General features: G+C 38.8%; 35 protein-coding genes, 4 tRNA genes and 1 other RNA gene. 9 read left to right on the top strand and 31 right to left on the bottom strand.

The genetic code is table 11. The features are described from left to right. Window positions 1-164: 164 nt before the first annotated feature. Window positions 165-404, top strand: coding sequence for an AbrB/MazE/SpoVT family DNA-binding domain-containing protein (locus BHF68_RS14065; RefSeq protein WP_069644309.1), 240 nt, complete (start codon window positions 165-167; stop codon window positions 402-404). 88 nt (window positions 405-492) lie between these two features. Here BHF68_RS14065 and rsmI read toward each other — a convergent pair whose 3' ends face one another. From rsmI to BHF68_RS14025, 8 genes are read right to left on the bottom strand one after another with little or no spacing between them, the layout of a single operon-like run. Then, window positions 493-1,404 carry a 16S rRNA (cytidine(1402)-2'-O)-methyltransferase gene (rsmI, locus tag BHF68_RS14060; RefSeq protein ID WP_069644308.1) on the bottom strand — a complete coding sequence of 304 codons (912 nt, stop codon included), beginning with the start codon at window positions 1,402-1,404 and terminating at the stop codon, window positions 493-495. Between the two features lie 9 nt (window positions 1,405-1,413). Beyond that, the gene (locus tag BHF68_RS14055; protein ID WP_069644307.1) at window positions 1,414-2,175 is read right to left on the bottom strand and encodes a tRNA1(Val) (adenine(37)-N6)-methyltransferase; all 762 of its coding nucleotides are present in this window, start codon (window positions 2,173-2,175) and stop codon (window positions 1,414-1,416) included. A 7-nt stretch (window positions 2,176-2,182) separates the two neighbouring features. Next, complete coding sequence (gene yabA / locus BHF68_RS14050) at window positions 2,183-2,539, bottom strand: DNA replication initiation control protein YabA (protein ID WP_069644306.1); 357 nt, start codon at window positions 2,537-2,539, stop codon at window positions 2,183-2,185. Between the two features lie 24 nt (window positions 2,540-2,563). Beyond that, complete coding sequence (locus tag BHF68_RS14045) at window positions 2,564-3,370, bottom strand: PSP1 domain-containing protein (RefSeq protein ID WP_069644305.1); 807 nt, start codon at window positions 3,368-3,370, stop codon at window positions 2,564-2,566. Further along, window positions 3,358-4,311, bottom strand: a complete 954-nt coding sequence (gene holB, locus BHF68_RS14040) for a DNA polymerase III subunit delta' (protein ID WP_069644304.1) — start codon at window positions 4,309-4,311, stop codon at window positions 3,358-3,360. The genes BHF68_RS14045 and holB overlap by 13 nt, the downstream gene beginning before the upstream one ends. Further along, the gene (gene tmk / locus BHF68_RS14035) at window positions 4,308-4,964 is read right to left on the bottom strand and encodes a dTMP kinase (protein WP_069644303.1); all 657 of its coding nucleotides are present in this window, start codon (window positions 4,962-4,964) and stop codon (window positions 4,308-4,310) included. Before tmk ends, holB begins: the two co-directional genes overlap by 4 nt. 2 nt (window positions 4,965-4,966) lie before the next feature. Then, on the bottom strand, window positions 4,967-6,466 hold the full coding sequence (locus BHF68_RS14030) for an aminotransferase class I/II-fold pyridoxal phosphate-dependent enzyme (RefSeq protein ID WP_069644302.1): 1,500 nt from the start codon (window positions 6,464-6,466) through the stop codon (window positions 4,967-4,969). Further along, a complete protein-coding gene (locus BHF68_RS14025; RefSeq protein ID WP_069644301.1) occupies window positions 6,460-7,218 on the bottom strand; it encodes a hypothetical protein in 759 nt (252 codons plus the stop codon). The genes BHF68_RS14030 and BHF68_RS14025 overlap by 7 nt, the downstream gene beginning before the upstream one ends. Window positions 7,219-7,300: 82 nt before the next feature. Between BHF68_RS14025 and BHF68_RS14020 the strand changes: the two genes are divergently transcribed. Continuing rightward, window positions 7,301-7,864, top strand: coding sequence for a DUF3267 domain-containing protein (locus tag BHF68_RS14020; RefSeq protein WP_069644300.1), 564 nt, complete (start codon window positions 7,301-7,303; stop codon window positions 7,862-7,864). Window positions 7,865-8,018: 154 nt separating this feature from the next. On the opposite strand, the gene BHF68_RS14015 is transcribed toward BHF68_RS14020, so the two are convergent. The 13 genes from BHF68_RS14015 to BHF68_RS13955 all read right to left on the bottom strand — a co-directional run bounded on the left by BHF68_RS14015 (window position 8,019) and on the right by BHF68_RS13955 (window position 17,336). Further along, the gene (locus tag BHF68_RS14015) at window positions 8,019-8,285 is read right to left on the bottom strand and encodes a 4Fe-4S dicluster domain-containing protein (protein ID WP_069644299.1); all 267 of its coding nucleotides are present in this window, start codon (window positions 8,283-8,285) and stop codon (window positions 8,019-8,021) included. A 14-nt stretch (window positions 8,286-8,299) separates the two neighbouring features. Then, window positions 8,300-8,866, bottom strand: coding sequence for a 2-oxoacid:ferredoxin oxidoreductase subunit gamma family protein (locus BHF68_RS14010; protein ID WP_069644298.1), 567 nt, complete (start codon window positions 8,864-8,866; stop codon window positions 8,300-8,302). After that, a complete protein-coding gene (locus BHF68_RS14005; protein ID WP_069644297.1) occupies window positions 8,863-9,624 on the bottom strand; it encodes a thiamine pyrophosphate-dependent enzyme in 762 nt (253 codons plus the stop codon). Before BHF68_RS14005 ends, BHF68_RS14010 begins: the two co-directional genes overlap by 4 nt. A gap of 15 nt (window positions 9,625-9,639) precedes the next feature. Then, entirely contained in the window at window positions 9,640-10,725 is a 1,086-nt protein-coding gene (locus tag BHF68_RS14000; RefSeq protein ID WP_069644296.1) for a transketolase C-terminal domain-containing protein, read from the bottom strand. Between the two features lie 72 nt (window positions 10,726-10,797). Continuing rightward, window positions 10,798-11,460, bottom strand: coding sequence for a hypothetical protein (locus tag BHF68_RS13995; protein ID WP_069644295.1), 663 nt, complete (start codon window positions 11,458-11,460; stop codon window positions 10,798-10,800). 378 nt (window positions 11,461-11,838) lie between these two features. After that, complete coding sequence (locus BHF68_RS13990; protein ID WP_176719951.1) at window positions 11,839-12,105, bottom strand: pro-sigmaK processing inhibitor BofA family protein; 267 nt, start codon at window positions 12,103-12,105, stop codon at window positions 11,839-11,841. A 44-nt stretch (window positions 12,106-12,149) separates the two neighbouring features. After that, window positions 12,150-12,356, bottom strand: coding sequence for a DUF2508 family protein (locus BHF68_RS13985; RefSeq protein ID WP_069644293.1), 207 nt, complete (start codon window positions 12,354-12,356; stop codon window positions 12,150-12,152). A gap of 61 nt (window positions 12,357-12,417) precedes the next feature. Next, on the bottom strand, window positions 12,418-13,014 hold the full coding sequence (recR, locus tag BHF68_RS13980) for a recombination mediator RecR (RefSeq protein ID WP_069644370.1): 597 nt from the start codon (window positions 13,012-13,014) through the stop codon (window positions 12,418-12,420). Between the two features lie 55 nt (window positions 13,015-13,069). Next, window positions 13,070-13,378, bottom strand: a complete 309-nt coding sequence (locus tag BHF68_RS13975; protein ID WP_069644292.1) for a YbaB/EbfC family nucleoid-associated protein — start codon at window positions 13,376-13,378, stop codon at window positions 13,070-13,072. A 54-nt stretch (window positions 13,379-13,432) separates the two neighbouring features. Beyond that, entirely contained in the window at window positions 13,433-15,130 is a 1,698-nt protein-coding gene (dnaX, locus tag BHF68_RS13970; protein WP_069644291.1) for a DNA polymerase III subunit gamma/tau, read from the bottom strand. 71 nt (window positions 15,131-15,201) lie between these two features. After that, on the bottom strand, window positions 15,202-16,692 hold the full coding sequence (locus tag BHF68_RS13965; protein WP_084019482.1) for a PAS domain-containing sensor histidine kinase: 1,491 nt from the start codon (window positions 16,690-16,692) through the stop codon (window positions 15,202-15,204). A 263-nt stretch (window positions 16,693-16,955) separates the two neighbouring features. Continuing rightward, window positions 16,956-17,221: signal recognition particle sRNA large type (ffs, locus tag BHF68_RS13960), an RNA gene on the bottom strand. A 21-nt stretch (window positions 17,222-17,242) separates the two neighbouring features. Beyond that, a tRNA-Ser gene (locus BHF68_RS13955) sits at window positions 17,243-17,336 on the bottom strand. 225 nt (window positions 17,337-17,561) lie between these two features. Here BHF68_RS13955 and BHF68_RS13950 point away from each other — a divergent pair. The 7 genes from BHF68_RS13950 to BHF68_RS13925 all read left to right on the top strand — a co-directional run bounded on the left by BHF68_RS13950 (window position 17,562) and on the right by BHF68_RS13925 (window position 19,739). Continuing rightward, window positions 17,562-17,652 (top strand) — tRNA-Ser (locus BHF68_RS13950). Window positions 17,653-17,739: 87 nt separating this feature from the next. Next, window positions 17,740-17,833 (top strand) — tRNA-Ser (locus BHF68_RS13945). A gap of 4 nt (window positions 17,834-17,837) precedes the next feature. Further along, window positions 17,838-17,914, top strand: a tRNA-Arg gene (locus tag BHF68_RS13940). Window positions 17,915-18,082: 168 nt separating this feature from the next. Then, on the top strand, window positions 18,083-18,229 hold the full coding sequence (locus tag BHF68_RS15455; RefSeq protein WP_176719950.1) for a hypothetical protein: 147 nt from the start codon (window positions 18,083-18,085) through the stop codon (window positions 18,227-18,229). Window positions 18,230-18,241: 12 nt separating this feature from the next. Beyond that, on the top strand, window positions 18,242-18,580 hold the full coding sequence (locus tag BHF68_RS13935) for a cytochrome c-type biogenesis protein (protein WP_084019481.1): 339 nt from the start codon (window positions 18,242-18,244) through the stop codon (window positions 18,578-18,580). Window positions 18,581-18,594: 14 nt separating this feature from the next. Continuing rightward, window positions 18,595-19,050, top strand: coding sequence for a tRNA adenosine(34) deaminase TadA (gene tadA / locus BHF68_RS13930; RefSeq protein WP_069644289.1), 456 nt, complete (start codon window positions 18,595-18,597; stop codon window positions 19,048-19,050). A gap of 227 nt (window positions 19,051-19,277) precedes the next feature. Then, entirely contained in the window at window positions 19,278-19,739 is a 462-nt protein-coding gene (locus BHF68_RS13925) for an ATP-binding protein (protein ID WP_069644288.1), read from the top strand. 7 nt (window positions 19,740-19,746) lie between these two features. On the opposite strand, the gene BHF68_RS13920 is transcribed toward BHF68_RS13925, so the two are convergent. From BHF68_RS13920 to BHF68_RS13875, 10 genes are all read right to left on the bottom strand, one after another. Beyond that, window positions 19,747-19,962: a hypothetical protein gene (locus BHF68_RS13920; protein WP_069644287.1), complete on the bottom strand. Its 216-nt coding sequence runs from the start codon at window positions 19,960-19,962 to the stop codon at window positions 19,747-19,749. Then, window positions 19,935-20,594 (bottom strand): trimeric intracellular cation channel family protein, encoded by a 660-nt coding sequence (locus tag BHF68_RS13915; RefSeq protein ID WP_176719949.1) that lies wholly within the window; start codon window positions 20,592-20,594, stop codon window positions 19,935-19,937. Before BHF68_RS13915 ends, BHF68_RS13920 begins: the two co-directional genes overlap by 28 nt. Window positions 20,595-20,711: 117 nt before the next feature. Further along, complete coding sequence (locus BHF68_RS13910; RefSeq protein ID WP_141706302.1) at window positions 20,712-21,644, bottom strand: DL-endopeptidase inhibitor IseA family protein; 933 nt, start codon at window positions 21,642-21,644, stop codon at window positions 20,712-20,714. Between the two features lie 10 nt (window positions 21,645-21,654). Further along, window positions 21,655-22,038 carry a PaaI family thioesterase gene (locus BHF68_RS13905; RefSeq protein WP_069644285.1) on the bottom strand — a complete coding sequence of 128 codons (384 nt, stop codon included), beginning with the start codon at window positions 22,036-22,038 and terminating at the stop codon, window positions 21,655-21,657. Between the two features lie 112 nt (window positions 22,039-22,150). Then, window positions 22,151-22,924 (bottom strand): ABC transporter ATP-binding protein, encoded by a 774-nt coding sequence (locus tag BHF68_RS13900; protein WP_069644284.1) that lies wholly within the window; start codon window positions 22,922-22,924, stop codon window positions 22,151-22,153. Between the two features lie 64 nt (window positions 22,925-22,988). Next, complete coding sequence (locus BHF68_RS13895; protein WP_069644283.1) at window positions 22,989-23,318, bottom strand: tRNA-binding protein; 330 nt, start codon at window positions 23,316-23,318, stop codon at window positions 22,989-22,991. Between the two features lie 14 nt (window positions 23,319-23,332). Then, entirely contained in the window at window positions 23,333-24,088 is a 756-nt protein-coding gene (locus BHF68_RS13890; RefSeq protein WP_069644282.1) for a glucose 1-dehydrogenase, read from the bottom strand. 19 nt (window positions 24,089-24,107) lie between these two features. Continuing rightward, window positions 24,108-24,647, bottom strand: coding sequence for a hypothetical protein (locus BHF68_RS13885; protein WP_069644281.1), 540 nt, complete (start codon window positions 24,645-24,647; stop codon window positions 24,108-24,110). Beyond that, window positions 24,644-25,450 (bottom strand): nitroreductase family protein, encoded by an 807-nt coding sequence (locus tag BHF68_RS13880; RefSeq protein WP_218070371.1) that lies wholly within the window; start codon window positions 25,448-25,450, stop codon window positions 24,644-24,646. Before BHF68_RS13880 ends, BHF68_RS13885 begins: the two co-directional genes overlap by 4 nt. Before the next feature lie 82 nt (window positions 25,451-25,532). Beyond that, window positions 25,533-26,480 (bottom strand): DUF4349 domain-containing protein, encoded by a 948-nt coding sequence (locus tag BHF68_RS13875; RefSeq protein WP_069644280.1) that lies wholly within the window; start codon window positions 26,478-26,480, stop codon window positions 25,533-25,535. Window positions 26,481-26,563: the final 83 nt, after the last annotated feature.

Here is a 26,563-nt window from a genome sequence, read left to right as displayed (position 1 = left end):
CTGCTTGTTAAGAATAATCAAGCAACATAATCTCAAAAAAATCCAGCAAAATATTGTTAAAAAAACAAATGACATAAGTATTGACTGCTATGGGATATAATGGTATAGTATGTTCGTGACGAAATTTGTCGAAAATTGTAGAAATAGAGGAGGAGCCATTTATAATGAAATCTACGGGTATCGTTAGAAAAATTGACGAGTTAGGACGTGTTGTAATTCCTATAGAGCTTCGACGCACTTTAGGTATTGGGGAAAAAGATGCACTTGAAATTTATGTAGATAGTGATCGCATTGTATTTAAAAAGTACGAGCCTGCTTGTACTTTCTGTGATAACGCTGACAACATTGTGCATTTCAAAGGAAAAAATATTTGTCAATCTTGCATTGATGAGATGAAATCCTAATCATAACTATCTATCGTTAATAGTATAAATAAGCCATAAACCGCTAGTTTTAAACTAGTAATTTATGGCTTTAGCTATTAGGCTTAGTCTAACTATTATTATCATTTAAGCTATGATATTCCTGATACACATCGCGTTTAGGCAGACTGCGATCATTAGCAGCTAGCTTAATTGCCTCTTTACTTGAATTCCCTTGTGATATGTAGTTTTCAACATGCTCTGTGATAGATTGTCCTTCCCACCACTGATTATTTGTCAATACCTGCTCTAGCTCTTCTTTAGAAATTCCCTCTACCACAATCGTAAACTCCCCTAGGAGCTTTTGTTGTTCTAAAGCCTCTAAACAAAATGTGATTTTACCACGTATAAATTGTTCAAATTTCTTAGTCAGCTCTCGTCCAATACTTACCCGTCGATCCCCAAGCACCAAGTGCATATCCGTTAAACAGTCCTTTACCCGATGTGGAGATTCATAAAAAATCAATGTATAAGGAAGTGCCTTAAGCCCTTCTAACTCTTTCTTCCTTTTGCTTCTTTGTCGGTTAAGAAAGCCATAAAATACGAACCTATCTGTATTAATCCCAGATGCCGTTAACGCCGTAAGACTAGCACTAGCACCTGGTATAGGGATAACTGGTATGCTTGCTGAAATCGCTAAATCTGCAATATCTGCACCTGGGTCAGAAATTCCAGGTAAACCTGCGTCCGAGACAATGGCTATATTGCTTCCAGCTTGAAGCTGCTCAAGCAAATATTGGCCTTGTTGCTCTTTATTATGCTCATGATAACTTACTAATTTAGTATGTATATCAAAGGCACTTAATAGCTTGCGTGTCTGCCTAGTATCCTCGGCTGCTATCATATCAACATCTTTCAAAACCTCAATAGCTCTGGCAGTCATATCACCTAGATTGCCAATTGGTGTTGCAACAAGATACAAAGAACCTTGTTCTTGGCTGCTAAAGCTATTCTGAATAAAACCATCATTAAACTTTTCCATAGCTTACTCCTAACTTGGACTAGTTGGATTCATAGACAATAGCTCGTCTGTGTATTTCCCTTCTTCATTATAGACGGCCAGTGTTGGTTCAATACGCAATCCTGGCTTCCCATTTTTAATAGCCTCTAATAATACAATATTCGGCTCTTTATCTATTCTTGGCGCAACCAGCCGCATCCTTTTCGGTTCCAAATTGTTGTTTCGTAGCTCTGATATCAATTCCGCTAGCCTAATAGACCGATAAACATAAAACGCCTTTCCGCCAGATTTTAAAAGTTGACTTGAGACCTGACAAATTTGCTCTAAGCTGCAATGTATTTCATGCCTAGCAATTGCCTTGTATTGGTTAGGATTTTGTTCACCTATACCTTTTTCCATATAGGGGGGATTTGATACAAGGGCGTCAAACGACCCATGACCAAACTCTTCAACAGCTTGCCGCAAATCACCATGGACGATGTTTATGCTGTTTGCACTAATATTCCCATGCTGAACGTTATACAAAACAGAGCGTCTCGACATATCTGCAAGACGCTCTTGTATTTCTAATCCTGTAAAATAAGTCTTAGGGTACCTTTTCGCTAATAGTAAGGGTATAAGGCCAGTCCCAGTTCCTAAGTCAATTACCTTTCTGACATTCGCATCTAGCCTAGTAAAGCTTGCCAATAAAACAGCGTCTGTAGAAAATGAGAATACATCCTTGCACTGGATAATCTTCATTCCATCAGATAGTTCATCTAATCTTTCTTGATTGGTCGTCAAAAAGAGCACCTCGCAATTATTGAGAATCTACATGCTTCAAAAATGTAAGGCAAAATAGACAGTCACCATCGGTGCGTAAACCACCATAATGAACATTACAGATATGAAATCCTTCTTGATAAAGTCTGGCTAAGTTATCATAGCCCTCACCTGGAGGTGCTTCCTGCCGCTTTAGATTGTTAGAGTTAGGTTCTTGAACGTATTTTCTTTCTCTATCATTACGCTCTCTAAGGTGTTTATTCTCAATCATTAGGTTATTATTCTCTTCTATTAGAGCGACTATTTGTTGCTTTAGTAGTCCAATCTCTTGATAAAGACTCCCTACATTCTCTTCGATTTGGGCTACTTGCTTGAATATATCCTGTTTATCCATACGCCCCACCCTTTTACTAACAGATTATCTAATTTCTATTTCCTTTATTTCGCTTAATGATAATTCTTTAACCTGTAAATCTTCTAGTTCTACCTGAACAATTTTCTCTAGTATATTTAAGCCTATGACCTTACCTACACCAAATTCCGTTTCGACATAACCACCTATATCTGGAAGGGAGTCCCTAGCCTCTTCGTAAGAATCAGTTTCATACTTAAGGCAGCACATTAGTCTTCCACATATGCCAGATATTTTCGCTGGATTTAGTGATAAATTCTGATCCTTAGCCATGCGAATCGATACTGGGTCAAATTCTCCCAGAAAGCTAGCACAGCAAAGAGGTCGCCCACAGGGACCAATCCCACCTAGCATCTTAGCCTCGTCCCTGACTCCAATTTGCCGAAGTTCAATTCGAGTCCGAAATACGGCAGCTAAATCCTTAACAAGTTCACGAAAATCAACTCGTCCATCCGCTGTAAAATAAAAAATAATCTTGTTTCGATCAAATGTATATTCAACATCAACAAGCTTCATCTCTAGCTTGTGATTAATGACCTGCTCCTGACAAACAGCTAATGCCTCTTCAGCCTTTTTGTTATTTTCTTCTACGTTCTTTTTATCTTCATCCGTAGCCAATCTTAGTACGGTTTTTAATGGTAGTACTAGATCTTCTTCGGATACCTGCTTCTTCCCTACTACAACTTCACCGAATTCAACACCTCTAGCAGTTTCCACAATTACATGCTGACCTTTATCTATCGCAAAATCCAATGGATCAAAATAATATATTTTTCCAGCTTTTTTAAAACGTACTCCAACTACCCAGTGCACATTAATTCCTCCTGCATCCTTAATAGCATCGCTTCTAAGGCGAGCTGTATATTAATATTATAGCGCAAATTCACCTTTAGCTTCATTATATCAGAAATCCATTTTTCTAGTATATCCACAGAGAATCGATAACGATATGGCTTTAAATCTTCTGCAGGAAATATTGATTTCGACTCCAGCCCCAGCTCCATTAATAATAGATCGCGGAACCAATATAACATATAATCAACTAGATATTCTGTATCAGACATAGAAGGCTTCTTGGAAAACCATTCCGTTTCCAACAACAACATGTACTGATGCTTATCTTTCAATAAATCTTCCGTTAATTGTACCACTATTTTTTGAATAGTTGCAAACTTTTCCGATTCAGCCATTTGTACAATATGATTAGCATCCTGCCAAATGCGACTAGCCACTTTTGCTAATTTCGGCTCTAGCCCGCTTGACGCTAATTCCTGTTCTATTATCAATTCACTTGGTGATGAAAATTTCACAAGCTGGCACCTAGATATTATCGTTGGTAATAGTCGCTCTGGCTGCTCTGACAATAGAATCGCTACTGTATTACCAGTAGGTTCTTCTAAGAATTTCAACAAACTATTTGCTGCTTCCACTGTCATTTTATCTGCTTCTTCAATGATATAAACTTGATAAAGTCCTGTAATGCCTTTATATGAAATGACCTTCTGTAATTCTTTAATCTGTTGAATTTTGATTGTAGCCCCATCTGGCCTTATCGTCAGTAAAGATGGCTGATTATCATTATCTATGCGCTGACACTCAATGCATTCCAGGCAGCCGCCTGGTTTTTTATTTGCACAAAGTAGGGTTTTTGCAAAATATAACGCTGCTTTATCTTTCTCAGAGCCATGTGGGCCTGCAAACAGGTAGGCGTGCTGTATTTTTTGACTCTCTATTATTCGCTGCAAAACCTTCATAGCGAATTCTCCATTTGCAAGAAGTCTTTCCAAATATCCTGTTCAATAGCACCTATGTCCTGTGTCGCATCTATTAGTGTAACTCTTTCTGGCTGAGTATTAGCAATTTGCAAAAAACCGCTTCGCACTTTACGATGATATTCAATCGCTTTGCTTTCAATTCTATCTAAGCCGATGGCTCTTAAATCTTCGTTATGACCGCGTTTTTCAGCGATACGCTGCATTCCAATTTCCACTGGCAAATCCAGCATATAAGTCCTATTTGGCACAAGCTCTCCAGTAGCTAGGGAGTTTACAAGTAAAATCTTTTCAATAGACAACCCCATTCCATAACCCTGATAAGCTATGCTTGCATCTATAAATCTATCGCATACTACAATTTTCCCTTGCTCTAGTGCTGGCTTAATCACCTCTACCGCATGCTGAGCGCGAGAAGCTGCATAGAGTAGCATTTCTGTCATGCCATCCATCAGATTGTTTTCTGGGTCTAATAATATAGCCCTTATTTTTTCACTTATCAGTGTTCCACCAGGCTCCCGTGTTTGGACTACATTATAGCCTTCTGCTGTCAACTTCTCTACAAACAACTTTACCTGTGTGGATTTTCCTCCACCTTCTGTGCCTTCAAAAGTAATAAAAAGTCCCTTAGACATTTCTATAGCAACTCCTTCAAATAGCATTTTAGGCTATTAAGTGTAGTATCCGTTACCCCTTGAAAATGAATGTCAGCTTTCTTTGCCTTGTAAATATAGTCTATATGTTCTTTCGTAATCTGCTCTCCTGGGCACAGCAGGGGAATACCTGGTGGATAGGGAATTACAAATTCCGCTATTACATTTCCTATGCACTGCTCTAACAGCACCCTGTGTGTCGATTCCTGATATATTTCCTGGGAAATACGGGAAAAGGGCACAGCAACAATAGGTGACTGTTGTGGTAGCTGAGGATAGTCTGTTGTGCATATCTTTGAATTGTTTGCCTTTGGATTGTTTAACTTTGGATTGTCTGCCCTCGAACTGTCGATTAGCTTAATAAGTGCATTAAGCAAGCGCTCATCTGCTGCCTGTTCCATTCCTAAACCTAGTAGCAATAAAATATGGTCTGCGCTTACTAGCTCGATGTATATTTGCTCACTCGCCAATATTTGTTCCAGCATTTTTCCATTTATATTATTAGTAGGTATTGTTAATTTCAATGGATCAATAGCTAGCCCCGACTGCTCCCAATGAGAGTCCCACGGTACAATGCCTATTTGCTGAAGCTGCTTACACAGCTGTTGTTTTCTTGTAATAGCTTTATCTATAGCAGCTTCACCTGCATGCACTCCCCAATGCCTTGCAAAATCCAAGGACGCCATCACAACATAAGAAGGACTTGTCGTTTGAAAGACGCTAATATAATAGTCAAGACGTTCCATATCTATCTTGCCAAGCGCTCTGGTATTAACATGCAGTATAGAGCCCATGGTCAGCGCTGGGAGTGTTTTGTGGAAGCTCTGTACGACAATATCAGCTCCACTGCGCAGGGCCGAATAAGGCTTGAGCTGTGGATGGAAGTTATAGTGAGCTCCATGTGCTTCATCTACGATAAGCAATTTATTACATTCGTGACAAAGCTTAGATAGCGATGCTACTTCTGCCGCATGACCGTAAAAGGTCGGACTGGTTATAATTACACCCTTTGCTTCTGGGTATCTATCAAGGGCTGTTTTAAGTATGCTAGGTGTTACCACGCTCGCTATTGTCTCTGGCTCAATTGGCTCTGGCATTAAATACTGCGGCTCTAATCCTAATAGCATTAATGCATTATATATAGATTTGTGAGCATTACGTTGAACAAGCACAGTATCTCCCCGCCTGAACAACCCGTGGATACTCGCTAGCAGCCCACTACTTGTGCCGTTGACTAAAAAGTATGATTTCCCAGCATCATAAGCTTTCGCAGCTAGCTGTTGAGCTTCTTTAATGACTGAATTAGGGGAGTGTAAGTCATCCATACCATAAATCTCGGTAACGTCCCACTTAGCAATTTCTTGCCAGCTCGCAAGTTCATACATAGCCCCACCAGCATGTCCAGGAATATGGTATCTGACTGTTTGTTCATCAGTATGCTTCCTTAAATGTTCGTATAGTGGTCGACTTTGTTGATTTAGCAATACACTAACCTCGCACCTAGTTTCTCAATTTCAGCTAATTCATATATATAACAGGTATCAATAATAACCTTTTCGTTCATACGCTCTAGGACAGGCTGCATTGATATACCTCTAACCTTATCGCAATCGTTTAAAATTATTAGCCCATCAGCATCCTCTACGCTATTAATTAACTGTGATCGCTTATTATTCGTATCTATTGCTATAGCCTGCACCTGCACGCCTTTTTCTTGTAATTTTTCTATTAACTGCTCATCTGTACCCCAGATTGTTAACTTTTTCCCGTTAACATCATCATAAATTTCTGCCAATAACGACATCAATGCTGTTAATTTTTGTTCGCTTATATACGTTTTTTTACTAGAATTATTTAGCTGTAGCAGCTTGTAAGATCCAATTGTAATAAAGGCTTTGCGCATTAAGGATACGTTTATTTTTTGTTTATTTTCTGTAGCTATCTGAAACCAAAATTCTTTCTGCAGATCAATAAACTTTTCCCATGAGTGTATAAAATGACCAAAATCCTCATTAGATAAGTACAAACACGGTTCAGCAAAGATATCCCAAAGCGCTTCTTCTGCTTTTGCTTCAGGGAAATCCTTTGTGTTTTTTTTGAATACCGTTACAACCTTTGCGTCAAGCCCATCAACGTAACAGATTACCGGCTTGTCCCAGACCTGTTTCTTTTTAGCGTGCCATTGCTCTGGCTCTTCTATTTCAACTACATTCCATGCTTTATATATAGGATTCATGTAAATTCCCTCCATTTGTACCTTTTGTCTTATGGTAATACCGAACTTCTGTAGTTATAATTTCATTAGGGTGATGCTATACATGAAAAACTTTGATGATTCTACATATTACCACTATAAGCTTATTTTTAACAGTAAAATTACGGCAAGAATTAAACTTTTTATGCGCCTATCTTTTTTACTATTCGTTATATTAATCAGCTTATTACTTTCACAATTATATACTTTTTACTCAGTGCCTACATTAAGTATTGAATTTATTTTAGTGCAATTTTTAGCTGGTGCTTTTCTAGCCCCTATTCTGCACCAAGTGTTACATGGTATTGCTTACTTCAGCTTAGGAATTGTCCCAGGTCTTCAAATCATACCTACTATCGGCCTGCCTACACCTAAGTGGCACTCTGAAAAAATGGTTATTAAAAGGAACTATATTTTTATATTATCTACGCCCTTAATATTGGGCACAGGCATGTTCGCAATGTTAATGGTTTTGTTGCCAACCTTTTGGTACTTCCTATCAGCGCTATTAGTAATAAATATATCTTTATCAGCTATCGATAGCTATTGGCTCTGGCAAATTCGCGGAATGCACCATGCTGTTACCATCCGCTCATCTAACCATGGGTTTAATGTTTATAAAGTTTAATATTAGCTTAAATTTAGTTCGAATAATAACACGTACATACATAATAATGAGCATGAAAAAAGGAGTAGCTGGCTACTCCTTTTTTTGTACATACCTTATACTTGCAAATCTTTATACTACAATTATTTATACTACAAATCGTTATGCTGCAAATTTACTTAGTTGCTTCCGACTTCTTACCAACCTTATCAATGCGGATAGCTATATCTGGACAAGCCATCTCACAACGGAAACAGGCAATACATTTGTCTTGATCGTTCGTCTCAACAATCGGCGTTCCATATATACCTAGTTTATCCTTAGACCAAACAATTATGTTTACTGGGCACTTCTGGATACATAAGCCGCACCCTTTACATAAATCAGGGTATATTGTGAAGTTACCTTTTTGCCCTGTAAGTGTGATACCTTCGAATTTCATCTGCTTCATCACTCCTATTCTGCTTCTTGAACAAGCTCAGCGCCACGTTCAAGAGCACGATAGTTCAGGTCGCGCAATTCAGGTTTTTGCGCAAATTTATGACCTAATTTGGCTTCAATAGCTGCTTTTGCTTGATCTATAGTAATTACATTTGTCGCCGCAATAACAGCACCCAGTATAATAACGTTAAATACACGCGGGTTCAATTCATTTTTTGCTACCTCTAACGCTGGTATGCTCAGTACCTTTTTAGCGTGTTTAGGAAGTGCGTCTAAATGTTCCTTAATTGCAGCATCGTATACAAACACTGTATTGCCATCTACGTATTGAGCGGTACGCGGAATTGAACGTCCACTTAAAGCTATTACGATATCTGCAGTTTTGAATTTAGGGGAACCGATTGTTTCATCTGAAATTTGTACAAAGGCAATGGATACTCCACCACGTTGTTCAACGCCAAAGTTAGGAATATAGATTGCTTCACGACCTTCTTGATTTGCAGCTTCCGCTAAAATTTCAGCAACGGACTGGACGCCCTGTCCACCTTCTCCTGCTAATGCAATTTTTGTGGTCACAATTATACCTCCTTACCTGGCACTTTAATTTCGCCAACTTTAAAGAAATTTGCCATATCGTTCTCGATACGTGCCCATGTATCCTTTGCATCTGTGCGCCAGTTTGTTGGGCAACCTGCTAATATTTCAACAAATGAGAAGCCTTTGCCTTCAAGCTGATTTTCCAATGCTCTTTTGATGAATTTCTTCATTTGAATATAGTTCGACGTGGAAGCACGTGCCACATATGCACCATCACCAGTTACTGCCGCAACCATCTCAGGTCCTAGGAACGGCTTACCAGTATCTTCTACATCTCTACCATAAGGGGATGTTTCTGTTTTTTGACCAGGTAAGGTAGTAGGAGCCATTTGTCCTCCTGTCATACCATAGTTAGAGTTGTTAACTAAGAACAATGTGATTTTCTCATTACGATTTGCTGCATTAACTAAATGCTGCGAACCAATGGCGTAGCCTCCGCCATCACCCATGTACGCAATTCCAACAATATTTGGATTGGCTCTTTTTGCACCAGTGATAACTGGTGTTGTTCTTCCATGGTGGGCTTGCACAGTATCAACTGACAAGAAGTCCCAAGATAATAATGAACATCCGATATCACAGCCATATACAACTCGATCTTGAATTCCTAACTCATCTATAGATTCTGCTATCGCACGTAGCACGCTACCGTGTCCACAGCCAGGACAGAACTTATGTGGTTTTGATTCTAAATTATAAGACTTAGGTAACTTCGGTGGTAAACTTTTTTCTTCTACACTCATCAGGTAACCTCCCTCCTACTTATCCGCTATTGCTTTCACTTTTTCAACAACTTCATCAGATGTAATACCTACACCTGGGCGATACAATGTGTCACTAACAACTGGTAGGCCATGCAACGCTTCTTTTATTAGCTTGCCTAATTGACCTATTGCGCTTTCAACAATTAGTATCTTCTTCGCACGTTGTGCAGTAGCCCTTAATTCCTCTACTGGGAACGGACGTAATGTAATCGGACGGAAATGTCCTGTTTTATATCCTTCTTCACGCAGGTTTTGTACAGCAGCTTGCGCAGCACGTGATACAACACCATGGGCGATTATCAGTACATCCATATCTCCATCGCAATCAAATTCCTGATATTCAATGATTTCAGGAGCTACGCGTTGGAATTCATTTTCCATGTCCATTACGATATCATACAACTCTTCTTCTGTGTTGAATGTATTACGGACATGATTGTAATAGCCTTTCTCCATACCGTTACCTAGAGTTACCTCTGGCTTAACCATTTCAATACCGCGTTCCTCTGGATCGTACATTACTAATGGCTCACGCATCTTAGCCTGATATCCATCAGCCAGTAAAAACGTTGGGAAACGATATTTCCATGCTGTGTTAAAAGATTTTATTGTATAGTCAAATAGCTCTTGGTGATTACACGGTGAGTAAACTATTCTGTGTCCTTCGCCATTACCACCAAAGGTTGTAAGTGTAACTTCCTGCTGTGAATAAATAACTGTTGCAGTTGATGGTCCTCCACGCTGTAAAATCATTCCGACTATCGGAATACGCATCATTTCCGCCATTGAGAACGGCTCCTGCATTAGCGTGTTACCAGGGCCTGCAGTTCCTGTAAAGCATTTGCGTCCCGCTAGCACTCCACCAATTGTTGCAAAGCCAGCGGATAATTCGTCTTCTGTTTGTAAAAATCCTTTGTCAAACTTAGGGGCTAATCGAGTCCAATAATGCATGACCTCGTTTTGCGGTGTAATTGGATATCCATACATAACCTCTGCCTGTGCAGCTACTGCTCCCCAAGCGATAACCTCATTACCCGTCATAAATACGCGCTTTTCCCCTTGAATGGGCTTATCTACCATTCTACAAACACCTCCTATTTACTATTAGAACATTATTTTTTATACTTTTTAATTTATAGGTACATCTAACCCTTACCAAAGGGCCGATGGCATCCAGCGTTCTAAATATCTAACTTCTATATTATTTTTATCATGGGAGCCTAATTGTTCTTTAAAGCTAATATCTGCTGTCGTGGCGATTACAGGCAGTCCTAGCTTTTTAGCTGCGTCTAATACTATATCGCTACCTGTCTGTATAAAATCAACATCAGTATGGTCACCAAGATGACTATTGTTCACTAACCCGTCTATACCAACTATGTTATTGACGTATGTAATTATGTCATTAACATCACTAGTCATTGGTCTGCCAGTATTAATAACACAATACAATTTTAAATCGGCATTCTCTGCTGCGCCCTCTATTGTATCTAATATCTTAGCTCCTTGTACACCATACCCGATATCTAGCACTATGTCTCCAGCATGCTGTAAAGCCCAGCGCATTTCAGGCTTCATTAGGATACCAGTTTCACCAAATCCCATAATTTCCTGTGGATCCCATGCTATTACCCGCAGTTCCTTCTCTTCTAGCCTTTTCTTTATCGGCCTTAATGTATAAAAGGGCTCAACGGTATCTAAATCTACCAGCGTAACTTCACCCCGCCCAGCCTTTAGCTGTAACGCCCGGTTAATTGCAACCTCACTCTTACCACTTGCATATTCACCTATATACGCTTCTATATATCTTACCATTACAATACACACCTTTGTTAATATTTACATGTAGCCGCATTATGAACATCTTAACATAAAACCGTCTATACTATATAGCCCAAAATAACTATATTAACAGCAGCCAGCTTGTATTATTGTTAAATATCGCTGTTTTATGTACACAGCCTCATTTTTTTACTATTACATAGCACTATACAGCAGTACATCAAGGATGGCTTTTATAGTACAGATAGCCAATTTTAGTAGATACAGTTTTTAGCGAAGCATGCAAAATTTTTGTGTTATATTACACGCTCCATTTTTGCACTTGTTATAATACAGAATATCGTTAACAACATTAAAAATCAAGCATTTTTTTCTAACGCTTGATTTTTATTATGTGCCAATATATATTTTTTACGCTATTACTAATCTTATTACCAATAAAGCTATAAATCCTGGCACCCCTAGATAGCCAGTTATCGCTGCGGTAACAGGGTTTAGAGCTAGCTTAAAGTCAATCGGACTTGCGATTGTATTAAATAAGATAATGCACACTGCCCCTATTGCAACCTGCACAAAAATTTTAGTTATTATTTCAAGTGGTTTATATAGATTTTTACCTGTATAAATTATAAATAATCCCACTAACATAACTGCTGCTAATATCAATAGTTGATACACAGTCGCCACCTCCTCAATCATATATTATGAGGACAAGTGTTTAACTATGACTTATTAATACGCTCGTTTTCTAAAGCGCGTAATATTTTTGCATATTGTTGCTCTGCGCGATTCATTCTACCTATAATCGTATCAATCATTTTATTGTTAGTAGCATATTCAAATTGATTACACGCTAATTTCCACTCTTCTCTCACTTCTTTAAGCTGCTTATATAATTCATCTTTAGCGCCTTCCACCTGATTGTCCATAAAAAATAAACCTCCATCTTTTTATACTAATAAATGCATAAGGAGGTTTATTTATGACAAATTAAAGTGGCTTTCGACCTTCAATTGCTTTAGCTAATGTTATTTCATCGGCATATTCTAAATCCCCGCCCACAGGTAAACCATGGGCTAGCCTAGTGACTTTAATTCCAGTTGGCTTTATTAGTCTTGATAGGTACATAGCTGTTGCTTCGCCTTCAATATTAGGATCCATAGCCAAAATCACTTCTTCGATGCGTTCATCTGATAACCTATGGATTAGTTCTTTAATCTTAATATCCTCTGGCCCGATATCATCCATTGGCGATATAGCACCCTGCAAAACGTGATATTTACCACGGAATTCTTGCATGCGCTCTATAGCAATCACGTCTTTAGGTTGCTCCACGACACAGATAATAGAGTGATCCCTAGACCCATCCTGACAAAGCTGGCAAACTGGAGAATCACTGATATTTTGGCACTCTTGACAGAACATAATATCCGTCTTCACGCTATGCAGAGCTTCCGCAAAGCTAAGCACTTCTTTATCTGGCATTTTAAGTACAAAAAAAGCCAGGCGCTGTGCCGTTTTCGGCCCAATCCCCGGCAACCTCATAAAAGACTCCACCAGCTTTAGCATTGGTTCTGGCAAGTGTATCATCAAAAATCACCTTCAAATTCTATCTATAATAATTAACTTAGTTAATGATGCATTAGAATAGACCAGGCATATTCAATCCTTTTGTGAATTTACCCATATCTTTAGAAGCTAGCTCATCCGCATTCTTTAATGCCTCATTCATAGCAGCTAACACTAAGTCCTCGAGCATTTCAATATCATCTGGATCAACGGCCTCTGGCTTAATCGTTACATCTACTACCTGCTTATGACCATTAACTACACAGGTAACAACGCCACCCCCAGCAGTACCTTCTACTGTTTTTGTAGCTAGCTCCTCTTGGGCTTTCGCCATTTCCTTTTGCAGTTTTTTTGCTTGCTTCATCATTTGATTCATATTCATTTAAATCAATCCTCCTAAATTCTTCTAGCGTTGTAGCTACTATTTATATTAATATTATTCTTTAATTTCTACAAACTCTTCTCCAAATAACTCAATAGCTTTATTAACAAGCTCATCTTGTTCGTTGGCCGTACCACCTTCACCACTAACACTTTTAGCAGCTTGCTCCCAGTCGTTAGCCAAGAGCGTCATTACCTGAAACGGCTTCGAGGTCATAGCCTTAATTACACCTTCAATTAGCTGACGGTTTTCCAGCTGATCAGTAGTCTCGCGATGAATTGCATTTTTAAAAGCTAATACAATATATTGCTGATATACAGCCACAGGCTCGCCATTTATCAGCCAAGCATGCAAGGTGACTTTTTGTCTTTTGACCCTTTCCAGGACATCATTCCAGTTTGCTTGGATTTTACTTAAAACCTTATGATTATTCTGACTATAAATTTCTTCTAACTGCTCCATAGGAATTGCTGTCTTTGTAATTTTGGGCTTTGCTATAGATTTGTTCGACGATTCTGCACCGATAGAGTCATTACCAACCGTGAATGTTCCCTGTTTGATTGACTCCTGCAAATCACTAAACTGCTGCTGTAATTGCTGAATCTGTTGTATGTATTGATTATTCAATGAACCATCCTGCTTCTGAGCGACCGTTTCCGAAGCTACATTTGCACGTCTGCACAAACGAACAATCATAAGCTCAACCAAAACCCTCGGCTGATTAATAAATCGCGCCTCATTATCAGTCCTAGCAATCTGTTCTAGCATATCAATTAACTCTTCATCTGTAAATCTCTCCGCCAGTTGCTGATTCTCATCTGACATTATGCCTTTATGCTTTATTTCTTCAATTGTTGGGGTTACTTTCAATAACAATAAATCTCGACAAAAATGCAACAAATCTTTGACAACCTGCTTTGGGTCTTTACCCTCAGCTATCGCTTCGTCATATACAATCAGCGCATCATTTATCTGTCTATTCGCAATATGTTCTAATATTGAAATGAGCAGTTTTTGATTCATTGAACCTGTAATTGTTTGAACATGCTCTAGCTTAAGGGCGTTATTCCCTAAGGCTAAGGATTGATCCAGTAAGCTCAAGGCATCTCTGAGTCCTCCCTCAGAACTATAGGCAATTACCTCAAAAGCCTCCTGCTCATATCCAACCTCCGTTTCATCACAGATGTACTGAAGGCGCTGAACAATATCATCGTTACTAATCCGTTGGAAATCAAAGCGTTGACACCTAGATATAATAGTCAGTGGGAGCTTATGGGGTTCCGTTGTGGCTAAGATAAATATCACATGACTAGGTGGCTCTTCCAATGTTTTAAGCAAAGCGTTAAAGGCTTCATTAGTAAGCATGTGCACTTCGTCAATAATATAAACCTTGTAAGGCACCTCTGTCGGCGCATACTTCACTTGGTCACGCAAATCTCTGATCTCATCAACACCTCGGTTTGATGCGGCGTCGATTTCAGATACGTCTAACAACTCACCACTAGTAATCGCCTTACACGCAGTACATGTATTGCATGGTTCCTCAGGCTGTCCTTCCTGACAATTAATTGCTTTTGCAAAAATTTTAGCAATACTTGTTTTGCCAATACCCCTAGGCCCAGAAAACAGATACGCATGGGCAAATTTCTTCTGTCGCAGTGCATTTTGGAGCGTCCTTGTCACATGTTTTTGTCCAGTTACATCTTTGAACGCCTGGGGCCTCCAGGCTCTATATAACGCTAGATAAGTCACACGGGGTCACCTCAAGGAGCTTATTTTCAATCTATTATACAGTTATGTATTTAAAATGTATAGCTAACAATCTAACCTTCAATTGCCTCTATCGGCAGGTATACAGAGAAAGTAGTGCCATACCCCTTGGAAACAACCTTTATCTTGCCTCCTAGTTCACTTACAATTCGCTGACAAACAGGTAATCCTAGACCTGTCCCTGTATCCTTGGTAGTAAAAAACGGGTCAAATATCTTATCAACCATATAAGCAGGAATTCCTGGTCCAGAGTCTTTAAAGTTTATCGCTACCATACGCTCTTTTTCAAAAATAGTGCTGCTAATATGTAGCTTTCCTTTGTCGTTTGCCATTGCTTCTATAGCATTTCTCGTTATATTTAAAAACACCTGCTTAAGCAAGTCTCTATCAACCCTTATAAGTGCATTAACTTGCAATTCATACGTAACCTCTACATCATGTAGTAATGACTCACTTGAAATTACAGGTTTAACATTTTCAATAATATCATTCAAGCCACAGCTTACGACCTTCATTTCCCGCGGCTTAGATAGTAATAAAAATTCATTTATAAGATCAGTAATTCTATCAATTTCACTAAGCATAATATCAGTGTAACCAACTTCTTTATTCATTTCATGTTGCTGCAATGTCCTCCGTAACAATTGTACAAACCCTCGAACCGAGGTAATAGGATTTCGTATCTCATGAGCCGCACCAGCAGCCATTTGCCCTATCATCGCTAGGCGTTCATTATGCTGAATCTGTAGCTCCAACGACTTTAAAGCTGTTATGTCCTTAATCAGCGAGCAAGCACCTACAATTTGTTTGTTACGACTTTTAATCAGTATTGTATCAACTACAAAGCTACGTTTCTGATCCCCGACCTTCCAAGATACCACATGGTTCTTTAGTGGTATGCCCGTCTCTAATGTACACTTACAAAATAAATACTCTCTTGGGAAGCCATTTAATATCTTACCGTTTTGAACATTTAAAATCTGTTCACGTGTAAGTCCATAATAGTAGGCTGCCTTATCATTAATCTCTATTACCTTATATTCCTTGTTCATAACTACAAATCCCATATCCATGTCCTGAGTTACACTTTTTCGGGCTAATTTAATAATATTTTTCTCTGATAACTCCCTAATATCTTTCATAATCAATATAATAAGATTGTCATCTAATAAATTCATAGTACGTTTCTGATAATCAATACGTATCTTAACTTCAGTAGAGAATTCCCTACCTTCCCTATCTAGAATGATAAGCTTCTCCATTTTTTTACTCTGAGCATTAATCTGTTGGCAAGATTGTGCCTGTACTAAATGTAATAAAGCATTATAAGCATGCACCTCAGCTTTAGTTCCGAGGATGTCGACAATATTATTTCCTATTATTTGGGCTCTATCATAGTCTGCAAAGCGTAAAAACATATTATTTGCGTTTATAATTTTTCCGTATCCATCCATCGAAATGACCCCACACTGGTTGCTTTCTAACAAAGCCTCCAGCTCTGCGCTAGTAATGTTCAATGGACAACATAAGCTCGGCATTCTCATTCTAAGCACCCCTTATTATAATGGAATAAATATAATAAAACTGACATATGTCATCTGCTAGCAATACTCTTCGACACACAAACAACAATCCCTTGTATTGTACCATAAAATGTTCCATATATTTGTATATGTTTCCAAATAATATTGCACTACCTCAAGCAAAGCTATATATGTAAAAAGAGAGCATCGCTAACTACTTAATAATTAAGTAATTTCGCGACACTCCCTTTATTAAAGTGCAACTATATATTTAAAATTTAATGTCGTGCACCTGCCTTCGATGACTATCACCCGTACGTTACCCATGCAGTTAACTCAGACCAGGCTACCCTGCGGCACACGAAAAGATTCACTTACCGCTGCTTCCTTCCGGACCTGACGGGGTTCACGAGTTTCCGTTGCACAAGACCCAGTCGTCAACGCCACTTACATGGGTCAGACTACACGTAATAGCACCTCAGAGCAGGCATCAATCCCGCTATAGCGGATTGCGGGTTACAGGGCACCGCTACCTCCCCATCTAGCACGACAAACTTTATAAACTTGTTAATGGCGGAGTGGGAGGGATTCGAACCCTCGAGACGATTCAACACCGCCTACACGATTTCCAATCGTGCTCCTTCGGCCAGCTCGGACACCACTCCGTAAGGCGCACTTTCTATAATACAACACCCATAGTAAAAAATCAACTGGCAAATAGCGTCTTATTTACCATGCGTTCGATCCTCTAAGTCTTTATGTTAAAATCACTATCCAATATATACCAATAAATATTTGTGTCTTAGGTGTTGACTTGTTATTGCATTTCGTGATAAGATGTTCATGTCGCTGTTAAATACACAGCAAACAAATCCTTCGATACTAGTTATGGAGAGGTACCCAAGTGGTTTAAGGGAGCGGTCTTGAAAACCGCCAGGCGTGTCAAAGCGTGCGTGGGTTCGAATCCCACCCTCTCCGCCATATAAAACCAACTCTCTATGGGTTGGTTTTATTATCAATATTGGCATTGAGCTTTTTTGCTCATTTAAATATATAATATAATTGTATGGAGTGTTGGCCGAGTCGGCTGAAGGCGCTCGCCTGCTAAGCGAGTATACGATTTATAGTCGTATCGAGAGTTCGAATCTCTCACACTCCGCCATACTGTGCCCTTAGCTCAGCTGGATAGAGCGTTTGACTACGAATCAAAAGGTCGGGAGTTCGAATCTCTCAGGGCACGCCATTACGTTAAACGACCATATCGGTCGTTTTTTTGTTTTTATTTTATTTTATGATAACTTGTTAATAATAATTCTGTAAAAAGTTCACTATTTTGACACAAAGGATTGTAAATAACTTTTAACAATTTATGATATAATGAAACCAATTTGATAAGTTTGGAGGTTTAAGGATGAAGACAACAAGATTCCTATCCTTATTGTTACTAAGTGCGTTCATTATTAGCTTTGCTTCACCATTTTTGGTACAAGCACAGGGTCAAGAAGTTACGCACCAAGAGTACCGTGAGGTTGTCGATTTATTCTTCTCAGTTGAGTGAGGCGTTCCACTAATTGACTGCCCGGCGAGCAGTTCTCAACAGAAACGTGAAGAAATAAGACAGTTGTTATCTGAAGGCTATACTAAAGAGCAAATTCGCAATATCTTTTTAGAGAAATATGGACCTACTGTATTAATATCTCCACCATTCTCAGGTTTTAATATACTTGCATGGACACTGCCGTTTGTTGCAATTGCAGCAGCTGGTTACTTTATTTATAAGTACATTAAAGACCGTGAAGCAAAACGCGCAAAGCTAGCTGCTAACAATAAACCACAAAAACGCGAAGAAGAGATTGAAGACGAGATATTGTCGGCTTCTATTGAAGAGGAAATGAAAAAATATAGATAATGAGGTTATTATCTATGGTTACTAATAAACATAATCACTACATGGATTTAGCTATACAAGAGGCTAACAAAGCATCTGCAATCGGTGAAGTACCAATAGGCGCAATCATAGTTAGAAATGATGAAGTGATTGCTTCCGCTTACAACCGTAGAGAAATAGACAAAAATCCGTTAGCTCATGCAGAAATTCTTACTATTGAATGCGCCAGTCAGGTCTTACAAGGCTGGCGCTTGCTTGACTGCACGATGTACGTCACTCTTGAGCCATGCCCTATGTGTGCAGGTGCGATATTACAAAGCAGAATCCCTAGGATCGTCTATGGAGCTACTGATCCGAAGGCGGGCTGTGTAGGTTCTTTAATGAATCTTTTAAATGACACCCGTTTTAACCATCAGGTTGAAGTAATATCAGGAGTTAAACGTGATGAATGCAGTAGCCTGCTTAAAGATTTTTTTAAAAAGCTTCGTTAAATACTCGCAAGTAATGTAAACGACTGTCTAATTATTTAAGATGGTCGTTTTTATTAATGCCTTTTCATTTGTACGAATTCAATGCGTGATTGTAGTAAAGTATTATCTATGTCGCATATAATACCTTTGAATGTATGCATAGTCTTGCCTCCAAATCGAAAAACTATATTTTAACAATTATGATTTAATGCATTTAACATCTTACTTATGAAAGGAATGTCTTAATAATGAATTTACATGTGCTATGCGGTCTACCTGGAAGTGGAAAATCTACCCTTGCTAAGAAGCTATCAGGCTATAAGATTTCTACTGATGAATTAAGGGCATTTCTATGGGGCGATGCAACAGTAATAAAACACGATAAAATTGTATTTGATATCGCTATCCGCCTGCTCGATTATACCTTATCCAATCAGCTTGATGTTATATTTGATGCTACAAATCTGAAGAAAAGAAACCGTAAACCTATTCTACAGGTGGCTAAAAAACACCAAGCTCAGGTCACTCTGCATTGGGTACATACTCCACTTGATACTGCCCTTGAACGTAACACAAAAAGGGAACGTATCGTCCCCCCAGAAATAATAACTAAAATGCATAGCTCTATTGAACCTCCATCATTAGCAGAGGGCATTAACTTAATTAAGACCTATAACGAGAATTTGCGCCTGAAAAAGGTATATGATTAATTGCTAACTATTCTTTTTGATCCCTTAGCTTTCTTAACCCTTGTCTAAAATACACAAATGCAAATAAGGTAATACCTACATTAAATAAATCCGTCAATCCAATTCCACGACCATCGACTAAGAAAAACACAACACTAAACAAAGCTAAAATAAAACCCATCCCACCGGCCCAAACACCGAATTTAAATATTTTTATCATACTGTCTCTTTTCTTTGTATCCATTCATCTTGCTCCTCTTCATTTGTTTTCTTAGTCACCTGTAAGTGCAAATTAAACCTTATTGATAATAATCGAATAGTCAATGTTGTGATAAAACAGGCATAAACAGCCATTACTTCTGTGACGTGTAGATATGCTAGTAAATAAACTACCGCTCCAATCATAGAGGCAACAGCATAGATTTCTTTTCGAAACACATAGGGAATTTCTTTAACAAATATGTCCCTAATCGTTCCCCCGCCTGTACCCGTAAGCAAAGCTAGAAAAATTACAATAAACGGCGAAGTATATCCGTAGGCAGTTGCCATGCTTGCGCCCATAACCGTAAATGCAGCTAGCCCAAACGCATCACATAGTTGTATCATGCTTCTATGCTTATTTAGTATCTGATAAAAATATATTGTCATGATAGCAGTAATAATACTTATAATTGTAAAAAAAGGTGCTGTCAGTGCCATTGGCGGTGTGTTGCCGATTAATACATCACGAATCATTCCCCCACCTAATGCCGTTATGACTGCCAATACCACCACACCGTAGTAGTCTAGTCTTTTACTTATACCCAATAAAGCTCCTGACATTGCAAAAGCTAATGTTCCAACAAACTCTGAGATGCTCAAAATTGATATTGCCATATAATACATGCTCCCATAACTTTCATAGACTATAATATTACCATCATAGTCTATAAAATTATTATCTTCTCTATAATCTACAATTAATAAATCTATACTTTATAATAAATAATTTAATCAATAATCTATAATCGTATTAACTCGCCAGCCACGATTCAATAAATACACAAGTTCTATTTGCTTTTCTTCATAATACCCATCTCCGACTGGGACAGTTACACTGTATAATGCCCGATCCTGCTTATGGTAAAGCAGTGCAGCTTCGGCCTGATGCCAAGCATACAATGTGCCTTGTTTCCCATTCTCAAAAAATAATCTTCCTTCGAGAGTTTTGAAATTATAGCTAGCTAGTAGTTGTTGACTGACCTCAACTGTATATACCTCTTGGAGATATGCGAGTAGCTCTTCTTCCGCGTCATCGTAATCAAACATTGTGCTCCAGTGCCGTTCAGAGGCTTCAGATATTAATCGAACTACTTCTTTATCTGTGAGTAGTTTGCTTTCATAATCTATACCCTGTGGAATCCATGAGTCAATTACCGTCCAAGTTAGCTGGTTTCTTTGGTCAATACCATACTTCAGCAGTAAAAAACCATGGATATGTCCATCCTCAAAATAAGCCACAGCCCAATTATGGGTTAACAATATTACCTTATCAGGATCAAAAAACATGCTTCCCCCAGGCACTGATTCGTACGGGATTAAATCTGTACGAACCACTAAATCTTTCACAATCTCATTAGCTGTATATGGGTATGACCGCAACTGCCACTCAGCTAACGTAATCGCCCTGAACTCACTTAGCAATGCTTCACTATCATTGCCAAACAACCCAGATCGATTCATATCATCAGTAAATTCTTTGCGCTGGACTTCATCAGCGTTTCCCCGGCTTAATCCATCCACGGAATCTTTCATTTCTGTTTCATCATAATTACTAATGGTCTGCTGCAGGCTTTTGTAGTTAGAATATAATAAACCTAGGGCTATTGATAACATTGCTATAATTGTTAAGTATACAATCCGTCTCTTCATATCAATAATTGACACCCCTTAATCTCTATACCTTCCGATACACCGTGCCACTAAACAGAGCGATTTGCTCACCCTTTTCATTAGTTATATGAACTAGGTAATGTGCTAGCTTAGATGTCAGAGATACTTCTTTAGCCTCGGCGTATAGTGTACCCTCTCGCAACGCTTTGAAATAGGCAATATTTACATTGATTCCTAGGGCACTACCTTCATGAGAGTTCGAAGCAATTGCAAAGATGCAATCTGCCAAAGAGAAAATAGCACCACCATGTGCGATGCCTAAGCTATTCATAAGGTAGGGCTTTAGCTCAAGCTTACCCTTAGCGTATCCTGGGGCGTGCTCTAGTAATTGAACACCTAGATGCCTAGCATAGGCCCCCTTTGCTACCATTTGCTCAATATCTGCCATATATCAAGTTCCTTTCTTTTAGTTATTGATACTACTCTTTTATGTTGATACCACTCTTTTATATTGGTACTACTCTTTTATATTGGTACTACTCTTTTATCTTAGTATACCATTACAATATTTTTAGCCAAGCCCGTTCATTGCTCCACTGCACTTCAACATTATGGTTAAAAAAATTACTCAATCTTGAACTTGTTAATACTTCCTGCGTATTACCCCCAGAGTGAACTGTGCCTTGTTTCAATAGGAGTGTCTTATTAAATACAGGCATAATCTCTTCTATATGATGAGTTACATAAATAAGTGTTGGCGCATCCACTTGCTGCGCTAGACTCTCTATTGTGTTCAGTAAATGTTCTCGCGAGAATACATCAAGACCTGCACAGGGCTCATCAAGAATGAGAAGCTTAGGTGAGCTCATTAAAGCTCTCGCTATCAAAACTTTTTGTCGCTCACCCTGTGAAAGGGTATTATATGTGCGCTTAAATAGATGCTCACAGTCTAGTAGCTGCAATTGCTGCATAGCTAAGTCTCTATCATCCTCTACTGGATTGTCATACAGACCAATAGTAGCATACTTTCCACTAATGATAATATCTTCGGCCGTTTCGTTCCTATATAGCTTTTCTTGTAGTGAGCTACTTACCCAGCCTATAGATTTACGGAGAACCCGCAAGTCAAAGCTACCAAACTTTTTCCCAAGCACCTCAACTTCGCCGCTAGTAGGCCAAATATATCCATTAATGATATTCAATAATGTAGTTTTTCCTGAACCATTTAACCCGAGTAAGGCCCAATGTTCTCCGTGTCTAATAGACCAATTAATGTTTTGTAATATATATTTCTGCTCCCTGCGCCACGAAAGATTAGTAATATGTAAAACCATAACCCTTATCCTCCCGCCAAGTTATCGATATTATCTGTACTTATAAACCCTTCAGCCAGTTAACCTAGCCTAGCCTTGATCCTAGCTTAACATTTTGATCAGGTTGAATTAACACAACACCCTGTTCTGCATAAACCCCAAGCACTAATACCTCGGACATAAAGTCTGCTATTTGTCGAGGTGGAAAGTTAACAACCCCTAGCACCTGTCTATCAAGTAAATCTCCAATATCGTAGCACTCTGTAATTTGCGCGCTCGATTGTTTCACACCAATTTCCTCACCGAAATCGACCCAAAGCTTATAGGCAGGCTTTCTTGCCTTTTCGAATACCTCAGCTTTAATTACCTTGCCTACTCTAATATCTAGTTTCATAAAGTCATCAAATGTTGCCATCTTTAATTCCCCTTTTATGCTTCATATATCATTTTCTTTGTCATACCACCATCAATAACAATATTCGTTCCTGTAACAAACTCGTTCCCTGCTTCTGTTAAGTATAAACATGCCCGCGCTATATCCGAAGGTTTACCCACTCTTTTGGAGAAATGCTGGCTATGGTCTATTTCTCGTAAAGACTCATAATCCTCTGTCTCAATCCAACCTGGGCTTATTGCATTGACACGGATATTGTCATTTGCTAGCGATGCTGCTAATGCATGGGTTAGAGCTATAATTCCGCCTTTAGAGGCTGCATAGGCTTCTGTATTTGGTTCAGACATTAGCGCCCTGGTAGAAGCTATATTAACTACACACCCGCCTCCATTGTTCTTCATAACAGTAGCCGCTTCCCTAGTGCATAAATACACACTCCGCAAATTCGTATTTATGATATTATCCCAGTCGTCCAGCCTTAGTTCATATGGCGAACAACACTTAGAAATACCTGCATTGTTTATTAAAATATTAATACGGCTATATTTCGTTTTTACTTCACCTATTAACGCTCTAACTGATTCCTCTCTTGATACATCTGTTTCGATAAATACCGCTTTCTGCCCTTTTGCAATAATGCTTTCCTCAACTGCCCTAGCACTTTCTATATCCTTATCTGCAATTACTACCCACGCTCCATGTTCTGCATATGTAAAAGCAATTTCCTTACCTATTCCCTTGCCTGCGCCAGTAACAATCACTACTTCATCTTTAAAGTCTTTATGACCCATTGCTTTTGCCTCCTTACCTTTAAGTGCGCTTGTCATCATGATTGCTTGGTAAACCGACGGTCACTATACACATACTCCCTGCATTTATACTTAAATATAGGGCTATATATAGCGCAAATACTCGCGGGCCTATGGAATCATTATTTAGGTTTTGATCTATTTGCCATATATAGATAATGATAAAAATAGCTGCTATTATATAGAAGCTTGTGCCTATTAACGCGCTGACAAATCTTTCTTTTTTTGAGCCCGTCCATAAGCTGCGAAACACAATCCAAGCGAAGACCGTAACCAGTATGCCTATTGAACCAACGAACAAAAATAAGATGCTTAAATCTAAATAAGTTATTAGAATAAACATTACTAATGAAAATCCAGCCGTAATCAAATTTAGTAAGAATAGTGTTATGCCACTTTTCCATACATCGGAGAACCACTGTTTTTTTGCTAGCTCATTTAGAGCCTTGCTTCTTAAATGCATATCTTTTATATGTATGTTTTTCAAAATAAACGCAGTGGCTACTGCTACAACCCATGGAGCGATTAAAAATATAATCACTGCTTACTCACCTCAAACTTTGCTATCTCAGGATCCTCTAACAGCGTCCAGCCTCCAGTAATACCCTTTACGAGTGCAGCAACCTCTAGATGAAGCATAGCGATCCCACAATCCAGCCGCTTAGAAATACGATACAAGTTAAACTCTCTGTCGAGTAAAACTGTGACCGCTTGCTCTTTAACTAAAAACCTCCATGGCTGTCTATTAACAGCAGATGGAGCAATTCTGGCAGCTTCTAAGGCTGGCTCTACCCAACTTGACCATTGCTGTTTAGGCAGGCCTGTATATAATTCCTCTAATGGCTTTCTTTTATGACTACCTGCCATATCAGACATAAGTTTTTCCTCTGTAGTTTTAACCTGCTCTGTGTAACCAATTGGAGTAATTGCCAAAACCTTTTCATTCTCCTTGATTTCTGTATGCTTAGCTACAATCGTTGGTCTAAAAAAGCCCGCAACCCAGCATGTCCCTAGACCCTTGACGGTTGCTTCTAATATGGCGGCCTCTCCTAAATAGCCAACCTTTTCTTGAACATTAGTATCATCCATATCACCCACAAATGCTATATATGCGGGAGCACCTTTGATTTTCCCATAGGAGCCGATTATGCCTTTAAATGCTTCGTCAGCGTTTTCTTGCACAACTACTATTCTTGCACCCGTTACTTGTTTATTGAAGTTATTATATATATCCTCAAGTTCTTCTATTATAGCTTGTTCCACAGGTTTACCGTTAAACGCCCTTCTAGAGCGTCTAATCTGAATCGCTTCATACCATGCTTGTGGATTTTCAATTTTTATCACCTAATCACTCCTAAATTAAAAAGACCTGTACCCCAGAATGCATCTAGAATACAGGCCCAAATTATGTTAGTATTGCTTCCTACTAATCAGTTTCAGGACCTTGAGAAGAGTCATTCTTTCTTCTACTATATACCTTTCGATAAAAGATATAAAGTCCTAAGAGAATTAATGGAGTTATCGGTAACATATATCCGCCAGCGATTATAATCCATGTGATAAATGTTAAAATCATGTTAATGGAATTTTGTACTGCTTGCCCTGCTGACTCAAAGGCAGTAGCAAAAGAAGGCTTTGAATATTCAGTAATAGATTTGCGTTCTTGTAATTGAATAGTTATCGTAGAGTAGCTAATCTGATGCTCCATATATGTTAGCTGACCCTTAAGCACTTCAATATGTTCGCGAACTCTGACTAGCTCACGTTCTACATTTAGTACATCCTCAGTTGTTGACGCATCTGCCAAGATATCTAAATATCGTTCCTCTTGCCTCTCTAAGTTGCGTAAGCGTGCCTCGCGATCAAAGTACTGTTCAGTAACGTCAAGTGTGTTAGTTTGGGAGTCCTTTAACTCCCCTAACCCTTCAATTTCCTGAACTGCTTGCGGTAATCTTTCCGCTGGAATTCGAATAGTTATATACCCGTGCTGTGCACTGTTAGATTGCCAGCTGCGTGAATCCTGCACAAATCCATTCATTTGATTCGTCGAATCAGTGATATACCTTAAAACTCCAACCACATTTTCTACCTCTAGTGTAATATGAACCGTCTGTATCAGTTTGCGATCGTTAACGACCTCTGTTTGTTCATTCCTGTTCTGAGTATTAACTCGATTTGAGGTGCTTGTCAACTCCATACTAGGAGTGCTACCTGAATCATATGTCGCCATCGGTGCTGGTGCACTTTCTTGTGTTGCCATGTCCCCCTTTGGACTATATGGAGCTCCAGCACTACAAGCTAATAATAGCATTCCTGCAAATGATATTATTAACAAGAGGATGATACTACGCTTCTTATTTATCAGTGCTCTCACCTTGCTTCCCCCTTTCTTCTCTATATTTAGGATTCGTGTTTATGAGTTGTACCTTATATTTATTCAGACGTAATTTTTAACTA

It is taken from the genome of Desulfuribacillus alkaliarsenatis, from assembly GCF_001730225.1.
GTDB classification, from domain to species: Bacteria; Bacillota; Bacilli; order Desulfuribacillales; family Desulfuribacillaceae; genus Desulfuribacillus; species Desulfuribacillus alkaliarsenatis.
Note: the sequence above shows the minus strand (reverse complement) of the source record. Positions and strands in the feature narration are given on the sequence as shown.

Bases quoted from the DNA above. Each gene is read 5' to 3' on its own strand.
- BHF68_RS14065 (WP_069644309.1), top strand. From the start codon at position 165: ATGAAATCTACGGGTATCGTTAGAAAAATTGACGAGTTAGGACGTGTT.
- rsmI (WP_069644308.1), bottom strand. From the start codon at position 1,404: ATGGAAAAGTTTAATGATGGTTTTATTCAGAATAGCTTTAGCAGCCAA.
- yabA (WP_069644306.1), bottom strand. From the start codon at position 2,539: ATGGATAAACAGGATATATTCAAGCAAGTAGCCCAAATCGAAGAGAAT.
- holB (WP_069644304.1), bottom strand. From the start codon at position 4,311: ATGAAGGTTTTGCAGCGAATAATAGAGAGTCAAAAAATACAGCACGCC.
- tmk (WP_069644303.1), bottom strand. From the start codon at position 4,964: ATGTCTAAGGGACTTTTTATTACTTTTGAAGGCACAGAAGGTGGAGGA.
- BHF68_RS14025 (WP_069644301.1), bottom strand. From the start codon at position 7,218: ATGAATCCTATATATAAAGCATGGAATGTAGTTGAAATAGAAGAGCCA.
- BHF68_RS14020 (WP_069644300.1), top strand. From the start codon at position 7,301: ATGAAAAACTTTGATGATTCTACATATTACCACTATAAGCTTATTTTT.
- BHF68_RS14015 (WP_069644299.1), bottom strand. From the start codon at position 8,285: ATGAAATTCGAAGGTATCACACTTACAGGGCAAAAAGGTAACTTCACA.
- BHF68_RS14005 (WP_069644297.1), bottom strand. From the start codon at position 9,624: ATGAGTGTAGAAGAAAAAAGTTTACCACCGAAGTTACCTAAGTCTTAT.
- BHF68_RS14000 (WP_069644296.1), bottom strand. From the start codon at position 10,725: ATGGTAGATAAGCCCATTCAAGGGGAAAAGCGCGTATTTATGACGGGT.
- BHF68_RS13995 (WP_069644295.1), bottom strand. From the start codon at position 11,460: ATGGTAAGATATATAGAAGCGTATATAGGTGAATATGCAAGTGGTAAG.
- BHF68_RS13985 (WP_069644293.1), bottom strand. From the start codon at position 12,356: ATGGACAATCAGGTGGAAGGCGCTAAAGATGAATTATATAAGCAGCTT.
- BHF68_RS13975 (WP_069644292.1), bottom strand. From the start codon at position 13,378: ATGAATATGAATCAAATGATGAAGCAAGCAAAAAAACTGCAAAAGGAA.
- BHF68_RS13965 (WP_084019482.1), bottom strand. From the start codon at position 16,692: ATGAGAATGCCGAGCTTATGTTGTCCATTGAACATTACTAGCGCAGAG.
- BHF68_RS15455 (WP_176719950.1), top strand. From the start codon at position 18,083: ATGAAGACAACAAGATTCCTATCCTTATTGTTACTAAGTGCGTTCATT.
- tadA (WP_069644289.1), top strand. From the start codon at position 18,595: ATGGTTACTAATAAACATAATCACTACATGGATTTAGCTATACAAGAG.
- BHF68_RS13925 (WP_069644288.1), top strand. From the start codon at position 19,278: ATGAATTTACATGTGCTATGCGGTCTACCTGGAAGTGGAAAATCTACC.
- BHF68_RS13920 (WP_069644287.1), bottom strand. From the start codon at position 19,962: ATGGATACAAAGAAAAGAGACAGTATGATAAAAATATTTAAATTCGGT.
- BHF68_RS13915 (WP_176719949.1), bottom strand. From the start codon at position 20,594: ATGGCAATATCAATTTTGAGCATCTCAGAGTTTGTTGGAACATTAGCT.
- BHF68_RS13905 (WP_069644285.1), bottom strand. From the start codon at position 22,038: ATGGCAGATATTGAGCAAATGGTAGCAAAGGGGGCCTATGCTAGGCAT.
- BHF68_RS13900 (WP_069644284.1), bottom strand. From the start codon at position 22,924: ATGGTTTTACATATTACTAATCTTTCGTGGCGCAGGGAGCAGAAATAT.
- BHF68_RS13895 (WP_069644283.1), bottom strand. From the start codon at position 23,318: ATGGCAACATTTGATGACTTTATGAAACTAGATATTAGAGTAGGCAAG.
- BHF68_RS13890 (WP_069644282.1), bottom strand. From the start codon at position 24,088: ATGGGTCATAAAGACTTTAAAGATGAAGTAGTGATTGTTACTGGCGCA.